The sequence below is a fragment of the Corynebacterium sp. MSK032 genome, assembly GCF_030232065.1.
GTDB classification, from domain to species: domain Bacteria; phylum Actinomycetota; class Actinomycetes; order Mycobacteriales; family Mycobacteriaceae; genus Corynebacterium; species Corynebacterium jeikeium_D.
The window spans coordinates 134209-150536 of sequence record NZ_JASPJR010000003.1 but is presented as its reverse complement, the minus strand read 5'-3'; the positions used below and the strand labels follow the sequence as shown (position 1 = coordinate 150536).

The following is a 16328-nucleotide window of genomic DNA, read 5'->3' as shown; positions in this document are numbered from 1 at the left end:
TCCGAAATATAACAAATATTCTCGGCGTTATCGCTTAATTCGTCGTGGTTTGCATTGCCCACGCCGCCACCGTGTCATAGGCAGCAGGACAAGGATCGCCTTCACTCAAAACGACAAATACCGGACGAAGCACTTCGGGACTGGATGGCGCAGAACTTTCCGCCGGCTGAACCAAGCAGTAATTAATCGGCCGTGTTGCCTCGGAACCTTCGCTGTTCACAGCTTGAAATGAGCCTGACGTTTGTAGGACATCCAGCCGGCGACCATCGGGCTCCATTCGCAGTTTCACCACTTCAGAGCCAGCTGGTTCAGCCACTGACCGGTTCTTGCTCACGGCATCCAGAATTTCACCCCGCCATTTGTCATTTTCAGCCTCTGCAATCGGCTTCTTCTCATCAATACCGTGGCGAAATGGCAGCAAGAATTCATCTGCCGAAGCAAACTGCGTCGCGTGATATGCAGCACCGTTGAATGTTCCCATCCGCTGAATCCCCTGCCAGCTCTTCTCACCGATGGGGACGTCGCTTAACGACGTAAGGGTCCATCGGTCACCCACCGGAATCCGAGGCCCCTTCGCCAAATCGGGAGCGCGAAGTCGCATCGGTTCCGCAGAACCTCCGATAGCTACTGGCTGTGCCAAGTGCTTGGCACTAAAGAGACCGCCATCTCCAATGCCGCTACGTTCGGCAACAACAATGCCACCACCAATAAGGCCTAGACATGCCACTACGGAGAACGCTGCAAGGGCTTTCTTCCGGTTCTTCGGATTGCGAACCTCGACGGCACCACCATTTAGCGCAGCAATGAGATCGCTAATAAACGCATTGCAGGATTCGTAGCGTTCATCGGCGTCAACCGCCAACGCCTTGGCGAAGACCGAATCAACTACCGCACCGAGGTTGGTAACCGGTCGCTTACCGCAGTGCAATTGCCGCGCACTGGCCGCGTCAGTAGCTGGAAATGCCTTATATCCCTGCAACAGCTCGAATATCGTGCACGCAAACGCATACTCGTCACTAGCTGCACTAATGCAACCCTTAGTGAAGATCTCTGGCGCCATGTAGGGCAATGAGCCGGCAACACGATTGGTCACGCCAACACTGTCGATTTCAGTGGCGGTTGATACACCGAAATCCACAAGCGTCGCGCTTAACACAAGCCCCGACGAATCTCGCTCTACGACGATATTTGATGGTTTTACATCACCATGAATCACCGCTGGTTCGTGCTTTGCTAGCCGATCTAGCGCGGTAGCAATCTCCACACCAATCGACATGACCTCGCTCTTATCGAAAGTGCGCGGCGGATATTCGGCCAGTTCAGCGCCCAACGAATTACCGCTAATAAGAGTCATGGTGAACCAAAGCAGGTTCCCGGCTCGCCCGCCATCGAACACGGTCACAACGTTGGGAACGTGAACAGTGGCTGCGATAGAAACCTCGTTCTGGAACAGTGCCTCCATTCGCTTAGAAGCACTGGCCTCTTCCGGCAGTGGGACGATTTTCAGTGCTTCGTTTCGGCCCAGCTTGGGATTTCGTACTCGAAAAACAGTCCCCATATTGCCGGCACCGATGAGAGCTTCAACCTCGTAGCCCTCAAAAATATCGCCTACCTGGGGAAGATTAGTCATCGGTTCCGTTGCCCAGACCCATCGAGATTACCCACCATAATCTGAATCCCAGACTCAGAGCGGCAATCATAATTAGGCGAAACTTCTTGGCATTCCATCGTCAGTGGCTGACCGTCATACTCAATCTCGATTGTCGTCTGCTTTGGCAGTGTTCCTTGCTCTTGCCGCTGTTTACTGAGCGCCCGCACTACCTCGTAATATGCTTCACAGTCCATATCGGAGCCCTGGTTTGACCAGGCACTCTGCAGCATCGGGCACGTCGGATCAACGGTCGACGCTAAGACCTCTGGGTCTACGAACCGATCGTCGGCAGGCGGTGCGATTGTAGTCGAGGTTGGTTCCTGATCATCGCCCACATAGTAGGACGGCGAGACTTCCACTTCGGTGCTTTCAGTGGTTTCAAACAACCCGTCGGCGTTATCCTGCTGGTTAGAGCGGAAATTTAGGATCCAGACCACCATTGCCAGGATGACGACAACCAGAATGGCGAGCACGAACAGCAGAATCTTCCGATTTCGACCATCAGTATCGGAATTTGCACCGCTGTCAATGTCATCGACGCCCGGGATTAGAGTGCGATCGTCGGTCATCAGTTATCTCCTTGGCTGACAGAAACCTTCATCATCGTCGTGCGAGCAGCCGAAATCTCTTCCTCATTCATCACACCAATGCGCACGTGGGATTCGATTGAGCGACCCGATGGAACGTGAGTGCCTTCCACGGTAATCATGCCGTCTGCTGCTACAAAGAACTTAACCTGAATTGGCTGACCCTTGGGCAACGGCGGGATACCTGTCAGCATAGATTCCGATCCACTAATGATGTCATTGAGAGCGACATCTTCGGATGGAACGTCACTGGCCTGCTGATACAGCGTCAAATCTACTTCCTCTTGGCCATCAGCTACGGTCGAATACTCCCGGACCACCGGCTCAGACAGGGGAATCATGTCATTCTGGTTGACCAGATAGTCGATGTACGGGTTGTTCAGATGATCGACAACTCGAATGCCAATCGACTTTGGCAATACATTTGCCACCTTCTTCTCCGACAGCGCGGCTAGCTGCCCGGCGTCAATCCCTGTCTCAGCCGCGATCTGCGCAATTGACTGCTGTTGGACAGCAGGGCTGGACTCAGCATTAACCACTCCCCCGAGCTTGCTGATCATCGCAGCAAGGGCAGCACCCTTAGCAACGGCTAGATCAGGCTCAACCAACAGTGGCTTCTTACCCGTCAGACGCTCCACCAGTTTGGTTACGGCGGTCATTCGCGAAGATCCACCCACCAGGATGACCTCATCAATTGTCAGTCCCGGCTCCTTTTCCTTTGCCGTCTCCAATACACGGGTCAAAGGAATCTCCGTCTGCTCGAGCAATGGCGCCGTGACACGCTCCAAGTCTTCGCGGGTAACGGCAATCTTGGCGCGGGAACCAGAGTCACTGGCAAGTCGCACAGTGGCGCTTTCCGCATTACTCAGCGCCTCTTTACAGTTCACCGTCTGCTCATGCAACTTAGCGACGAAGGTCTCATCGTTTTCCGCCTCCTCGTCACCAGTCTGCTCAATGAATTTATCCAGGATAAATTCACCAAGCGCCTTATCCCAGTCAGCACCGCCCAGTCGAGCATCACCGTCGGTGGCAATAACCCGGAAGGTGTTGTCAATCCCCTGCACAATCGTGGCATCGAATGTACCGCCTCCGAGGTCATACACCAGCAAGGTCTTGTCCTTTAGAGGCTGCTTGGAGTCGTAGTAGAGGGCCGCAGCAACCGGTTCTGCTACCAGCTCCAACACATTGAAATTAGCAATCTGCCCTGCGTTGCGAGTTGCCTCGCGCTCCTTCGCACCAAAATATGCCGGCACAGTAATAACTGCCGAAATCTCGTCGTCAGCTGCTTCGTCTGGAACCAACGAGCGCAAAATCAATGAAGAAATCTCCTCCGGGGTATACGCCTTCCCGCTGAAATTCCATTTCTTATCGGTGCCGATGCTCCGCTTCACCAGCTCGATGACGTCATTGGGGCTGAAGAGCTTCTCTTCACGTGCCAGCTTTCCGACAACGGTATTGGCCTTCGATTCAAACCACACCACACTTGGTGTCGACAGATCTCCGTCGAGGTTTTCTTGAATGACAGGAACACCCAGTGAGTCCACGTAGGAAATTGCGCTATTGGATGTGCCCAGATCGATGCCGTAAATACGTTCAGCCATGATTTTTCTCCTTATTCTGAAATCTGTTGGATTCTTGACTTCTTTTGCCGTGTCAGCGCTCTAGTTGTGTGCTGGCCGGACTCGAGCTGTGCTCTGTTCAGACTCGAGTTTTGGCCTAGTTGCCGCTGTGCCGGTACACCGTGACCGGCGCCTTGGCCACCACAATTGGACTGGTAGAACTGGTGAAGGTGTAGTAGTGCGAGATTCGTCGTGATGGCGCCAGCGTGCGGTGCAGCGCGGGGTTATCCGAATCCGCGAATTTGGTACGACGGTGAATTGAAGAATCAAAGGCATCGCCCACCTTCGCCTCTGTAATTGCCACTCCCATGGACTGAAGCGCATCTGCGATCGAGTCCTGCAGGAAATCCAGGGTCGAATACAGGTCACTGCCATCAGTTTCGGTAGTTTCTTCGAGCCGCGAAAGGTCAGCGCAAATCCCGTCATGGATGGCCGCCAACTTTTCCGCCAGCGGCATCAACTGGGCGTACCAACGACGATCAGTCAGCGCTTCCAACTCTTCACTTTGAGAGCGCAATACTGCGTTCATTGTGTCCAGCCGTGTTTGAATCAAATCCAACTGCTTTACGACGTTCCCGGCCGCAACACCTGCGGTACTTTCAGCATCCGTTTCTGGGAGCTCTTCCACTGTCGCGGGAGGAAAATCCTGCTGGGCTGGAACTCCTTCCGCGGTGTCTTCATCATGGCCAAACTCGGCACCACCAAATTCAACACCGTCAAATTCGACGTTCTCAACCTTGGACCATGCAGCTTCGTCGGTGTCTAGTTTTGGATCTCCGGAATACTCGACCGGCTCCTGACCTGTGGTATCACCATTGTCGACCGTGCCCCGGGGGCCGAAGGACTCATCAAAATTCGGCAGCGGGGCGAAATTATGCGCTCCACCGAAGTCAACCTCCGGATACTTAGGATCTCGTTCCTGATACTCATCAGCACGACCGTCTGAATGTTTAACCGACCTTTTATTTTCATCCTTTTTGTTATTAAAGAACCCCATTTTTATATTCCTTCCCCTTAGCGAATAGATAGGCAATCGACACAAATGTAATGATAAATATAGAAAATAGAACCCATCCTAATTCATAGAAATTATCATTTATAACCCCCATGGCAATGAAATATACGATTCCAAAAACAGCAATCCATCGTTTTGCCACTCGCTTCTTTACCAACGCCCACAAGATACCGACAAAAATAGCCAGAACCGGTACAGCAATAAATCCATTACCCTCCTGCATGAACTGCACTATTAAACCGAGCACAACAAATGGAGAAAGAAATCGTAATAACTCCTTGGCAATCGCATCCCCTTCACCGGCATGGGGCGTCTTAAAATCCGATTTTCCCCTTCCGGTATCAGCCTTCAAGACATCGTCTCGATTGACGTTTTGAAGGACGCGATTCTCAATTGTCGAATCGGAACTAGAACAGTAGGCTCCCTCAGCAATTTGCAATTCTTTACGAAGTCTCGTTGGGTCCAGCGACGATTCGTCGTTAAGCAGACCGAAAGTATGTCGAGTCACTAAATCCGCTGGATCATCGACTGCTTGCAACCTTCGAATAAGACCGGTGCGGGTTTCAGCCTCTGGCGAGCCGGTACGAAAACTCGCACCGATGGATTTAGTTGCACTCTTCAGCATGTCGCTATCGATCGGTTTGCCGTCAATAAAGCCTTCGGACTGTTCACGAAAACCGTTCGCAATGACATCTGCAATCGACCGAATGTCGGTATTTGCACTACTGGCCTCATCAAAGGCCGCCCAGACTCGTTTCTCCGCGTTGTTCGTCGGACCAGTCTCAATTTCCTGGCTATCTTCAACGTCGACGTATTCACGGAGCTCCATGCGGTTAGACGTTGGAACCAATATCCGATCAAAGAACTCTTCAAGCCCGTGCTCGGTAATCGCTTTTCCGCTGCCCTTTGCATACGGCTTCAAGAACCCCTCTTTAACTGCCTTCATCTGCACATCAGTGAAGAAGTACTGAGGACGCTGTACTCGTTTGAGAACAAGTCGAAAAGAAACACCGAACTTCTTTCGCACTGCGTCGACAAAATCTTCGGTGTGCAGCTCATCGATAATGTCCAGTGCGCGCTGGGACTGCTTACCGAAGAACAACAGGTCTCGAATTAAACGGACACGCGCTTCCCAAAAATCCGAGGAAGAGGCATCTCCGCCCATGGGAATGTCAGCAATCAGCTGAGCTAACTTGGCGCCCGTTGGCACTGCGCCTGGTGAAAATAGATTTCCAGCTAGGTTGTCTCGAACTGCGGGATTCAGACTCACATCTGCTCCTGAATCTCACTGATGCGAACACGCTGTTCTGGAGATAGGCCTGTCATAAACCGCCTGGCGGGATCTACTGCGATAAGCCATCCGGGGTCTACATGCTCCGGCAACAGTCGAATCATTGCCCTAGCAGGGCGTCCCGAATCAAGCGCGGAGACAGTTGTCAGAGTCTCTCCGTTGACGTTGGTGTCCTCTCGTTCTTCAAGCTCATAGGCAGTGCCGTAGGTGGAAAGCGCCTGCTTCATCTCTTCAAACGCCGCGGCAGTGTTGTAGTCGAATGCGGCGCGAGCGTAGATGTATTCCACTAGGACTACGAGAGCGAAAAGGATTAATGCTTCGAGCGAAATAAGGACGCTTTTAGACATAAGCGATGCTGCGGTGACTGCCAGCACCGTGATAATGAGGCCGGGAATCCAACTAGTCTGATTTCGCAAGAACCACATCGCAAACCCCATGGCGAATGGAATCAACATCGCCGTATCTGGATATGGCCCACTATTGATGGATTCCAAAATTCCGCCAATTATGAATCCGGCGATAATGAGTACGACTCGAAACATCCAGGGTGCCCACCAAACAAAAAATGGCGGAATGATACGACCTTCTTGATCTACACCAACACGGTTTGGAATAATTCCTTGATCCTCCAAATCACCGCGCCAACCTTTAGTACGATCTGGAACACCCTTCACAATATCTGTGGTTTTTGAGAAGTAGCTTTTGGCCACATCTTTCAGCTGTTGGAGGTTCATTAAACGGTTCTTTCCCTCAATCTTTTGTCCAACGATTAATTCGCTGAACCCGACAGGATTTAGTTAAACCTGCACGGGTAGTGAAAGTCACCGGGAGAACTCCCGTACCGCTTCTGAGGCCTCCGCTATAGCGTCGTCAAGCAGATGAAGAAAACGCTTATTCGGCGCTTAACTCGGAGGTTTTTAACGCCCATGACATCCCAGTTTCATTCAAAGCACGTTTTAGCTGTGGCAGCCGCCGCTGCTACCCTGACTCTGGTTGGCTGCTCAGGTATGCCCACTAACAACGCTGTCCCGGAGTCCCCCGCGGTGGTGACAGTTACAGAAACGTCCCCTGCTTCTGATGCACAATCCGAAACTCCTAGCTCGATTGAGAGCTCGACCGGGTCGGAAGAGCCAGAGCAGGAATATGCCAACAGTTCGCAGGATAAGAATTCTCCCAACAGCGAACTTTCAGACTCGGATGCCGACTCCGGTGCAGTAACGCTGAATAGCTCGATGGAGCTGACCAAAATTGGCGGCATGGAGCCCGGCAGTGCCAAGCGCCAAAACGTCAAGATTGACGCAACTGCTCACCAGAAAGAATTGGGCGGCTTCGACACTGCTCGGATCACGCTTCCCTTCGAGGGGGCCAATAGCCTGTTGACCTATCCCCTGGTTGATGGCGAAGCAAACGCGAGGTTGCTGTGGAATTTCAGCCAGTCTGGTGGTACGGAAACCTGTGAAAACAAGGTGGATGTCTACGATTCTGAGGGCAAACCGACTGCAAGTGCCAGCGCAGGTGTGACTGGACAACATACTCCTTGCCAGATCGTTCGCCGGTTTGGGGAGAAGGCCTACGCAACATTTACAGAACCCGGTGAATACATCGTTGCTGTGACAGCTCAGCAGCCAGGATTCGAACCAATCACAATCGCACAGAAGGTGAAGGTAGTCGGTTAAAAATGAACGCTCACGAACCCATCGATCCGTGGAATAGCAACCAGTCGGGCACTTCCGAGAAAGTGTCGGAGAGAGCTTCCGGCACTAAGTCCGGAAAGAGTAAACCTTTGACGCTGCCGCTCATCCTCGGCGCAGTCGGAGTGATTGTTGCCGGCGCGGCGGGGTTTGCCATGGGCGGTAAGAATGCTGAGTCCGAACTTGCAAGCGCGAGTGAAGAGATTTACTCGTTTCAACAGCAGGCAGAGGAGCGGGAAAGCGAGCTGCAAGCAAAGATTGATGAGCTGGAAGAAGCAAACTCGGAATTGGAAGACAAGAACACCAATTCCGACCAGGCCTCCATAGCCTCCTATTACTACAAAATGGCGCTCAGCTGGCTTAACGTCTGTGATGCTGGCGACTACATGCCGGAAGAGACTCACGCTGTGCCGACTAGCGTGAAGGACTTAGGTATTGGCTGTGGCTACAACTTTGAAGATTCCAATGGAACAATTCTCATTCTTGTTGGTGGAGCAGACGAAGACGCCCAGTCTCGTGCATCTACCATTAACGACCAGGACGGATACCTAGAAACCATCCGAACCGGGCATATACAGCTCAATGTGTGGGTATCCAATTCTGGCCCGTGGGATGATGCCGAACAACTGTCAACAGATATCGCCGACAATGTCAGCCATGCCGCTAAGCAGAATATGGCACAGGACACCGCAGGACAATAAATAGCGTCCCTGCCATAAACGCCCATGAACCCCCGCTCACTAGTGAGCGGGGGTTCATGGGTTACGTGGGGGGCCGATGATTCACAAAATCTACGGTGCCGATTAGAAAACTAATTGTTCACGCGGTCATCGTCATCGTCGTCATCAAAGTCATCGTGATCATCGTCGTCCATGCCATCGTCACGGTCATCATCCGTGTCATCAATGTCATCGCGATCATCGTCCAGCTCCTCAGTCGACGTCACCATAGTGGTCTGGACTGGAGTCGTATCGGATAGGTTCGCCCTTCGCCACCGAGTCGAGAGCGCAACTGGATAAGAACAGGTTTCAGGAGCTTTCCCCAAAAGAATCAGATCCAAACCAGAACCCCTCCCCGGCTAAGGTCAGCACCCATTGAGCTGCGAAAGAGAACTGATACTTGACTATCTTCACTGGTCACGCCACATATCTTCACAACTATTCGTTTCTGATAAAAAAATTTTGCAAAAAGCTACGCAAAAGTGACCTAGGACACTTATTCTTACTGTAAAAGAAACTAAATCGGCAGTCCTACCGATGAGGTTTCGCCTGATTAGGCCTCTCCGAAGACCACAGGACATGAACCACGGAAGATGAGTGACTATGACATCTAATCCACAGACCTCGATTCTCAATAAGGTGCGCAAAGCTTCGCGAGCTACCTCGGACCTCGTTCTCGGACTCGCACCGGTGACTCAGGCTGGCGTCCTCGGCTCGATGGGGCCCGGCGCGGCTGGTAAGGCATTAAGTTCCATCTACCGCTGGGACTTCCTGCCAGCTGGTCTCCTCGGCATTGCAGCCGGCCGCGATCCGCACCACACTGCGATTATTGATGATGGCGGCTCGCTGACCTACGAGGAGCTGCACGAGCGCTCCACTGCCCTGGCGCGAGCACTCCGTCACGGCGATATTCAGCAGCGCGACCGCATCGGTGTGCTGGCTCGCAACCACCGCGGTTTCATTATGGCTCTGTGTGCCCACGGTCGTCTCGGCACCGACCTGGTGCTGCTCAATACCGGCGCCTCCGCCGAGCAGACTCTGGCCGTAATTCGTGAACAGAAGATTGACTTCCTGTTCATTGATGAGGAATTCACTCACATGCTGCCGGAGGACTTCGATGAGTGCCCGGTCGCCGTGTCGTGGTTTGAAAACTACGGTGACACCTCCTGCGTTCGCGAGGGCTGGACCTCCATGCAGGAGATGCTGAAGACAGCACCGCCGGCAAAGTGGCCGACCGCCGAGCTGCCAACCCGCCCGCGCCGTGGCCGCGTTATTATTCTGACTTCCGGAACCACCGGCACTCCAAAGGGTGCCAAGCGTCCGGAGCCGCGCAGCTGGATGCCGGCATCTTCCATCATGAGCCGAATTCCTCTGCGTCAGCGTCGCCCGGCTTACCTTGCGGCTCCGCTGTTCCACACCTGGGGATTCGCGACTGCGCAGCTGTGCATCGCACTGCGTTCCACCATGATTATGCGCCGCAAGTTCGATCCAGCCGACAGCCTGCGCATTATCGAGCAGCACTCTCCGCACACCATCTTCCTGGTGCCGACCATGCTGCAGCGCATGATTGAGATTCTCCCGGACAACTACGACATCGGCGCGACATCGCTAAAGGTCATCGCATCCTGCGGTTCGGCTATTCCAGAGGGAATTGTCACCAAGACCCTCGAGCGCTTCGGGCCGGTTCTCTACAACCAGTACGGTTCCACGGAGGTCAGCTGGGCAACCATTGCTAACCCGGATGAGCTCAAGGCAAACCCAACCACAGCTGGTCGCGCACCGCTGGGCACTCGTGTCCAGATTCTCGACGAAGACGGCAACCGCGTCGCCGACGGCGAGACCGGTCGAATCTTCGTCGGCAACAACATGTTGTACGAGGGCTACACCCGCCCGGGCGCGGACAAGCAGGTCATTGACGGCATGGTCTGTACCGGTGACCTGGGTCGCATGGAAAACGGCTTGCTCTACATCTCCGGTCGCGAGGACGACATGATTGTCTCCGGTGGCGAGAACGTCTTCCCACGCCAGACCGAAGATGCACTCAGCCAGCTCGAGGGTATCCGCGAGTGCGCAGTCGCAGGTGTCCCGGATGAGCGCTTCGGTCAGGCCCTGGTCGCCTGGGTTGTCCGCGACGACTCCCCTGAGGGCCGCGCCCTGACCAATGAGCAGATTCGCACATACGTCAAGCAGCGCCTCAGCCGATTCGCCGTTCCGCGCGAGACCGTGTTCCTCGATGAACTGCCACGCAACGCAGTCGGCAAGGTGGTTCCTCGCCACCTGCCGAAGCCGTGGGAGAATGTCACCGAGGAGAAGGTGGCTTAGGGCGCAGGGACCGTCGTAAAGCGAACGGCAGACACGAAAAGGACGCGGTAAAAACTTCCGTTATGGAAGTTACCGCGTCCTTTTTGCGTGTCCTAGGAAGAACTAGAGCTGATTAGCCAGCGTTCAAAACACCGTAGTCCGTGACGGGCTCACGGAAAATCTCTTCGCCGTCCTGGGTCACGGTTACCGCATTCGGAGTGACGGTATACGTGTAGCCACCATTTTTCGCGACAGCACGGTTCCCGGAGAAACTATCTACTGTGTACGCATCCGGGGTATCCGAAATCTCACCGAAGTCACCAATGTAATGGCGCTGCTGGCGGTTATTGGAGTTCTCACAAATCACGGCCTTACCCGAAGAAGTCTCCGCCAACACACGCGCGTAATACCCACCCGAGCAGCGAGCGGTACTGCCAACCCAACCTTTGGCATCGATATCATCGCGATTCATACCGAACGCGCGAAGACCAAAATTTCCCCGCTGCGTAGTGGTAGGAGCGCTGCTCTCCGGCTGCTTCGTCGTTTCCGGCTCGACGGTCTGGGTATAGGTTTCCGTGTACGTCTCCACCGGCGCCGGGGACGCAGTGCTTGACGACGAGTCCCCTGCCGCAACCGTATCGGGAGACTGCGGGGAATTATCGGAGGAATTATTCAGGTAGTACGCGCCACCGATACCGGCGACCGCTGCAAGTGCGACACCGACGATGCCCAAAACCACGTACAGACCGTTGTTGCTCTTCTGCTCAGGTACCGGAGCCTGCTGATAAGCCGGATACTGCTGGGGTGAACCTCCCTGGTTCGGCCCCTGCGACTGGTACTGGTACTGAGGCTGGTACTCGTCTTGAGCCCCACCCTGCGGCTGCTCCCAGGCAGATGTTGCATAACCGTCCTGCTCCCAATCCTGCGGGGAGGACGAACGCGGGTTGTACTGGTCGGTCATCGCTAAATTCCTTATTACTTCAGAGCCACACTTGTGCTCGGCCAATAACGTGGTGGCTTGCGACTTCGCCCACAGCGGAACTTGCCACTACGTATTTTCCATTAACACTATGCGTTGCCCAGCGTACCCTGCTAGAAGCTAGCACTAGCTCAGAGTGGCACTTTGTTCTTGAAGAAATTGACGTAGTTCCGATCGGAGATCTTTCCCAGCATAAACTCTGGCTCCAACCCGAACATCGACCAACGAGTCTTCGTTGACCAGGACAGAGACTGAGGTGTCGTAGTGCGGTGGTAGCTAATTTGGTAACCGTCAGTGTGAACTCGAATCTGTGTGTATCCACCCGGATAGCCGAGTGCCGCACCCCGCTCACAGAAGTCCGTATCCCCGTAGTCAGCGATACCACGGCGGCTGCGGTGCGTATGACCAGCGAACACGCCTTTGGCACCCGGCGTGGCGGCCAGAATCTCCTGAAAAATCTTGGCCTGCTGCGCCTCGACCATGAATGCCTCACCACCGAAATGCGAACGCACCGCATCCTGAGTAAACGGGTGATGCGCAAACAAAATTGTCGGACGCTCTGGATCGTCTGCGAGTTCGGCACGCAATGCACGCATCTGCCGCTCATTAATACGTCCACCTGCATAACCAAACTCGGCGGTATCAACACCGATGAGGCGCACTTCGCCGACGCGAGTCGACCAGTGCTGCTGCGTCGGCACAAGACGCTGGCTGAAGTAATCCGGAACCGCGGTCTTGCCTTTGCGGATTCCGCGTCCCCGGAAACCATTGATATTGGGTAGCCCGGGCGGGTGCACATCGTGATTACCACGGGTGACAAACCAGTTTTTCCCAAACTCACCGAAAGTATCCAAAACCCTGATGAGTTCGTCATACTCCTCAGGGCGGTTGCTATCCGTGCAATCGCCATTGATGACGAGAGTGTCTAACCCGGCAGCCTTTACCGTGTCCACCAGACCCTGCAATTGCATAGAGGCAAAAGGCTGCTCTCCCGGACCGGAGGAAAGACCGAGGTTGCCAATGCGAATGCCGTCATGATTGGGCTTACCAATGTGTGTGTCATTCGTCAGCGCGAACGTCGCCAAATGTGCACCCTCCAGCGCTGGCAGAGTGCTTACGACGCCTGTCTTCTCCGGTGCCGTTTTGCTCATGGTGATATTCAGCGACGGAACCGCGCGACAGTTGTGTGACCAGCACTCAAAGCGGTACTCCCGTCCCGGCTCCAACCCGTCAATGACCACATGGTGGTAGCCCGACTCTGAGTACCCCTCGTGCACGAGCTCTAACTGCGTTGAATCCGCAGGACCAAGCAGCACCCGCTCATCCGAAGGAACGGTCGGCTTAATGAAGCCATACGCTGTCTGCACTCCCGGAGCATATGTTGCCCATGTAAATGCCACTGACGTGTCTGTGACAGTGATGACCTCCAAGTCGCTAGCCAGTACCTGCCACGACTTGGAATCCGACTGGGTAAGCCCCAGACCCGACGTGACGTACTCAAGGCCGTACGCTCCCGAGGTTTTCGCGACGGCCATTGAACTTGCAGCAAGAGTTGCAACAGAGAGGTAGGCCCGGCGGGAAATGCTCATGGCAAATAAGCCTAGAACCTAAAGATGAAAATTAGATGAACTCTCCCTCTAATCTCAGAAAAATAGGAACGCAACGACAAGAGACACACGGCCAAAACAGCGCAAAATAAAACACCGCCTACCAAGTCATGGCAGGACGGTGTTTTAGGAAAATGTGGCTTGAGCATCTTTGTGAGCTTTTACCGGCTCACCAGTATGTAGATTGCTCTGAAACTGTAACTACTTCAGTTCCTTGGAGGACAGGCCCAGGGTGCGGCGAGCAACGACCAGCTGCTGAATCTGCTGGGTACCTTCGAAGATGTCCAGGATCTTGACGTCGCGGGACCACTTCTCCAGCAGGTTACGCTCAGAGTAACCGAAGGTACCTGCCAGCTGAACGGCACGGAGGCAAATCTCGGTGCCTGCACGGCCGGCCTTGGCCTTACACTCGGAAGCTTCCAGAGTGTTCGGCTGCTTGTTGTCAGCCATCCACGCAGCGCGCAGAGCCAGGAGGTATGCAGCCTCCCAATCGGACTCCAGCTTCAGGTACTCAGCTGCAGCAGCGCTCTGGGTGTGTGCCGGTGCATCGTAGTCAATCTCGATGCCAGCCTCTTCCAGGATGCGACGCAGCTCTTCCAGCGAAGCACGGGAGACGCCGATGGCCATACCCGCAACCAGCGGACGAGTGTTGTCGAAGGTCGCCATTGCGCCGGCGAAGGACTTCTTAACATCAATGTCCGGGGAACCCAGCAGGTTCTCCTTCGGAACGCGGACATTGTCCAGGCGGAGCACTGCGGTATCCGAGGAACGAATACCCAGCTTCTCCTCCAGGCGCTCAACGGTGAAGCCCGGAGTGCCCTTCTTCACCAGGAAGGACTTGATGGCAGCACGGCCCTTGGACTTGTCCAGGGTCGCCCACACAACGACGGAGTCGGAACGCTCACCAGCAGTGACGAAGATCTTCTCACCGTTGATGACGTACTCATCACCATCGAGCTTGGCGGTGGTGGAAACTGCGGAGGAGTCAGAACCGAAGGACGGCTCGGTAATTGCCATGGAAGCCCAGGTCTTACCGAAAGCCTCCAGCTGCTCATCGGTAGCAACAGCTGCGATAGCTGCGTTACCTAGACCCTGGTACGGCAGGGACAGGGTCAGACCCACGTCACCCCAGCAGGTCTCAATAACGTTGAGCAGCGAAGCCATGTTGCCACCGTTTTTTACACCGGTGCGCTTCGGCTTCTTATCGTCACCACGTCCACCGGAAGCACCGGAGAAGCCACGGCCACCATCTGCCATGCCGTCCATCATGGAGGCAAGGGTGTCGAGTTCCTTCGGGTACTCGTGCTCAGCGAGATCGTACTTACGGGAAATCGGTCGGAAGATCTCAGCGGCGGCCTGATGCGACTGGGACGCGCCCGCCTTGAGGAACTTCGGCAGTTCGAGGTTAATCATTTTCTTTCCTCTTAATTCTTTTCGGCTGAAGTATCTAGCGGTTTACAGAACGACGATGCCTTCGGCGACACCAATTGCGCGGAGGTCACGGTACCAACGCTCAACCGGGTGCTCCTTGGTGAAGCCGTGGCCACCGAGCAGCTGCACACCGTCGGAACCAATCTTCATACCCTTTTCAGTGGCGAAGGTCTTAGCCAGAGCTGCCTCGCGAGCGAAGCCGCGACCCTGGTCAGCGCGGGAAGCACCGCGGAGAGTAATCATGCGGAGACCATCGAGCTCAATCTTGATGTCGGCGACCATGAAGGCCACTGCCTGGCGGTGGGAAATCGGCTCGCCGAATGCCTGACGCTCATTGACGTAAGGAATGACGTAGTCGAGAACTGCCTGAGAAGTACCCATTGCAAGAGCTGCCCAGCCGAGGCGGGAACGACGCAGAATGTCGAGGTATGCCTCTTCACGGTCTGCAGCCGAGGTGCTAGCGCCGCCGAGAATGTTCTCGGCCGGAACCTTGACATCCTTCAGGATGACGCGACCCATTGCGGCACCGCGCAGACCCATGGACGGGTCAGCCTCAACGTGGAGACCTTCAGTGTCGGACTCAACGATAACCAGAGCCGGCTTACCCTCGAGCTCAACACCGATGATGAACAGCTCAGCTGCGCCGGCGTTCGGAACGAAGGACTTAACACCGTTGAGGACCAGCGAATCGCCCTCGCGCTTTGCGGTGGTTTCAGGCTTGCGTGCGTCGAAAAGCGGGCGCGGCTCTGCGAGAACAACAGCGGCGGCCGGGACGTTCTCGCCAGCGAATGCCGGCAGGTAGGTCTTCTGCTGCGAGTCGGAGCCGTGAGCGGTCAGGGTGGCAGCGACACCGGCCGGAGCCAGCACTGCCAGAGCCAGACCCATGTCACCGTAGGACAGAGCCTCCGCGACCAGCGCGTTGGTGGTGACGTCCTCGCCGGTAGCGATGCCCTCGAAAGCCTCCGGGACGTTGATCATAGTGACGCCCAGCTCAGAAGCCTCAGAGACGAGATTCTCCGGGGGAGTTGCCTCGTGGTCGGACTTGTAAGCAGCCTCGCGCAAGCGCGACTCAGCAAACTCCTTAACCGTCTCGACGATCATCTGCTGATCCTCGGTCGGGGTGAGGTCGAAGAGCTTCTTTGCCTTCTCCTCGGCTGCGGCCTCCTGTGCAGCCTGGGCTTCCTCAGCCGGACGCTCCGGCTTACCGGAACCGGAAATCCTCTTAAACTGACGATTCGCGGCACCAAGGGTCTTGAAACCGGACTTGGTGGACTGGTACACCACGCGGTCGATCTTTGGCTGAAGGTCGTACTTCTGGGCGAAGTCCGAACCAGTAATCGACGTGATGAACCGCATTGCCGCTCCGATAGCGTCGCGACCAGGGTTATTGCGGCCGACAGTCGAATCTTCGCGGTTCTTCTTCTCGCTCATGTGATC

Annotated in this window: 14 protein-coding genes; 3 read left to right on the top strand and 11 right to left on the bottom strand. The window is 54.9% G+C overall.

The genetic code is table 11. The features are described 5' to 3' along the window. Positions 1-34 precede the first annotated feature (34 nt). The 6 genes from QP995_RS02890 to QP995_RS02865 all read right to left on the bottom strand — a co-directional run bounded on the left by QP995_RS02890 (position 35) and on the right by QP995_RS02865 (position 6705). Positions 35-1630, bottom strand: coding sequence for a serine/threonine-protein kinase (locus tag QP995_RS02890; RefSeq protein ID WP_016421463.1), 1596 nt, complete (start codon positions 1628-1630; stop codon positions 35-37). Next, a complete protein-coding gene (locus QP995_RS02885) occupies positions 1627-2220 on the bottom strand; it encodes a hypothetical protein (RefSeq protein WP_016421464.1) in 594 nt (197 codons plus the stop codon). Before QP995_RS02885 ends, QP995_RS02890 begins: the two co-directional genes overlap by 4 nt. After that, a complete protein-coding gene (locus tag QP995_RS02880; protein ID WP_016421465.1) occupies positions 2220-3839 on the bottom strand; it encodes an Hsp70 family protein in 1620 nt (539 codons plus the stop codon). Before QP995_RS02880 ends, QP995_RS02885 begins: the two co-directional genes overlap by 1 nt. Positions 3840-3954: 115 nt before the next feature. Then, positions 3955-4854, bottom strand: coding sequence for a hypothetical protein (locus tag QP995_RS02875; RefSeq protein WP_016421466.1), 900 nt, complete (start codon positions 4852-4854; stop codon positions 3955-3957). After that, entirely contained in the window at positions 4841-6142 is a 1302-nt protein-coding gene (locus QP995_RS02870) for a hypothetical protein (RefSeq protein ID WP_049171882.1), read from the bottom strand. The genes QP995_RS02875 and QP995_RS02870 overlap by 14 nt, the downstream gene beginning before the upstream one ends. Beyond that, complete coding sequence (locus QP995_RS02865; protein ID WP_224433512.1) at positions 6139-6705, bottom strand: hypothetical protein; 567 nt, start codon at positions 6703-6705, stop codon at positions 6139-6141. Before QP995_RS02865 ends, QP995_RS02870 begins: the two co-directional genes overlap by 4 nt. A 384-nt stretch (positions 6706-7089) precedes the next feature. Here QP995_RS02865 and QP995_RS02860 point away from each other — a divergent pair, with 384 nt between their 5' ends. Further along, positions 7090-7839, top strand: coding sequence for a hypothetical protein (locus QP995_RS02860; protein WP_222865188.1), 750 nt, complete (start codon positions 7090-7092; stop codon positions 7837-7839). A gap of 2 nt (positions 7840-7841) precedes the next feature. Further along, entirely contained in the window at positions 7842-8555 is a 714-nt protein-coding gene (locus QP995_RS02855) for a hypothetical protein (RefSeq protein WP_049171884.1), read from the top strand. 110 nt (positions 8556-8665) lie between these two features. On the opposite strand, the gene QP995_RS02850 is transcribed toward QP995_RS02855, so the two are convergent. After that, positions 8666-8803 (bottom strand): hypothetical protein, encoded by a 138-nt coding sequence (locus QP995_RS02850; protein ID WP_160310025.1) that lies wholly within the window; start codon positions 8801-8803, stop codon positions 8666-8668. 373 nt (positions 8804-9176) lie between these two features. Here QP995_RS02850 and QP995_RS02845 point away from each other — a divergent pair, with 373 nt between their 5' ends. After that, on the top strand, positions 9177-10895 hold the full coding sequence (locus tag QP995_RS02845; protein ID WP_038626623.1) for an AMP-binding protein: 1719 nt from the start codon (positions 9177-9179) through the stop codon (positions 10893-10895). A gap of 112 nt (positions 10896-11007) precedes the next feature. Here QP995_RS02845 and QP995_RS02840 read toward each other — a convergent pair whose 3' ends face one another. From QP995_RS02840 to QP995_RS02825, 4 genes are all read right to left on the bottom strand, one after another. Beyond that, entirely contained in the window at positions 11008-11835 is an 828-nt protein-coding gene (locus QP995_RS02840) for a hypothetical protein (RefSeq protein WP_038626626.1), read from the bottom strand. A 149-nt stretch (positions 11836-11984) separates the two neighbouring features. Beyond that, positions 11985-13442: a purple acid phosphatase family protein gene (locus QP995_RS02835; protein WP_048731772.1), complete on the bottom strand. Its 1458-nt coding sequence runs from the start codon at positions 13440-13442 to the stop codon at positions 11985-11987. 219 nt (positions 13443-13661) lie between these two features. After that, positions 13662-14873, bottom strand: a complete 1212-nt coding sequence (locus QP995_RS02830) for an acyl-CoA dehydrogenase family protein (RefSeq protein WP_016421475.1) — start codon at positions 14871-14873, stop codon at positions 13662-13664. Between the two features lie 42 nt (positions 14874-14915). Further along, the gene (locus tag QP995_RS02825) at positions 14916-16322 is read right to left on the bottom strand and encodes an acyl-CoA dehydrogenase family protein (RefSeq protein ID WP_284852886.1); all 1407 of its coding nucleotides are present in this window, start codon (positions 16320-16322) and stop codon (positions 14916-14918) included. Between the last annotated feature and the right edge of the window lie 6 nt (positions 16323-16328).

What these genes read in the sequence shown, in the direction of transcription:
- QP995_RS02880 (WP_016421465.1), bottom strand. Translation starts at nt 3,839, where the DNA reads ATGGCTGAACGTATTTACGGCATCGATCTGGGCACATCCAATAGCGCA.
- QP995_RS02865 (WP_224433512.1), bottom strand. Translation starts at nt 6,705, where the DNA reads ATGTTTCGAGTCGTACTCATTATCGCCGGATTCATAATTGGCGGAATT.
- QP995_RS02885 (WP_016421464.1), bottom strand. Translation starts at nt 2,220, where the DNA reads ATGACCGACGATCGCACTCTAATCCCGGGCGTCGATGACATTGACAGC.
- QP995_RS02840 (WP_038626626.1), bottom strand. Translation starts at nt 11,835, where the DNA reads ATGACCGACCAGTACAACCCGCGTTCGTCCTCCCCGCAGGATTGGGAG.
- QP995_RS02850 (WP_160310025.1), bottom strand. Translation starts at nt 8,803, where the DNA reads ATGGTGACGTCGACTGAGGAGCTGGACGATGATCGCGATGACATTGAT.
- QP995_RS02845 (WP_038626623.1), top strand. Translation starts at nt 9,177, where the DNA reads ATGACATCTAATCCACAGACCTCGATTCTCAATAAGGTGCGCAAAGCT.
- QP995_RS02875 (WP_016421466.1), bottom strand. Translation starts at nt 4,854, where the DNA reads ATGGGGTTCTTTAATAACAAAAAGGATGAAAATAAAAGGTCGGTTAAA.
- QP995_RS02855 (WP_049171884.1), top strand. Translation starts at nt 7,842, where the DNA reads ATGAACGCTCACGAACCCATCGATCCGTGGAATAGCAACCAGTCGGGC.
- QP995_RS02890 (WP_016421463.1), bottom strand. Translation starts at nt 1,630, where the DNA reads ATGACTAATCTTCCCCAGGTAGGCGATATTTTTGAGGGCTACGAGGTT.
- QP995_RS02860 (WP_222865188.1), top strand. Translation starts at nt 7,090, where the DNA reads ATGACATCCCAGTTTCATTCAAAGCACGTTTTAGCTGTGGCAGCCGCC.
- QP995_RS02825 (WP_284852886.1), bottom strand. Translation starts at nt 16,322, where the DNA reads ATGAGCGAGAAGAAGAACCGCGAAGATTCGACTGTCGGCCGCAATAAC.
- QP995_RS02835 (WP_048731772.1), bottom strand. Translation starts at nt 13,442, where the DNA reads ATGAGCATTTCCCGCCGGGCCTACCTCTCTGTTGCAACTCTTGCTGCA.
- QP995_RS02830 (WP_016421475.1), bottom strand. Translation starts at nt 14,873, where the DNA reads ATGATTAACCTCGAACTGCCGAAGTTCCTCAAGGCGGGCGCGTCCCAG.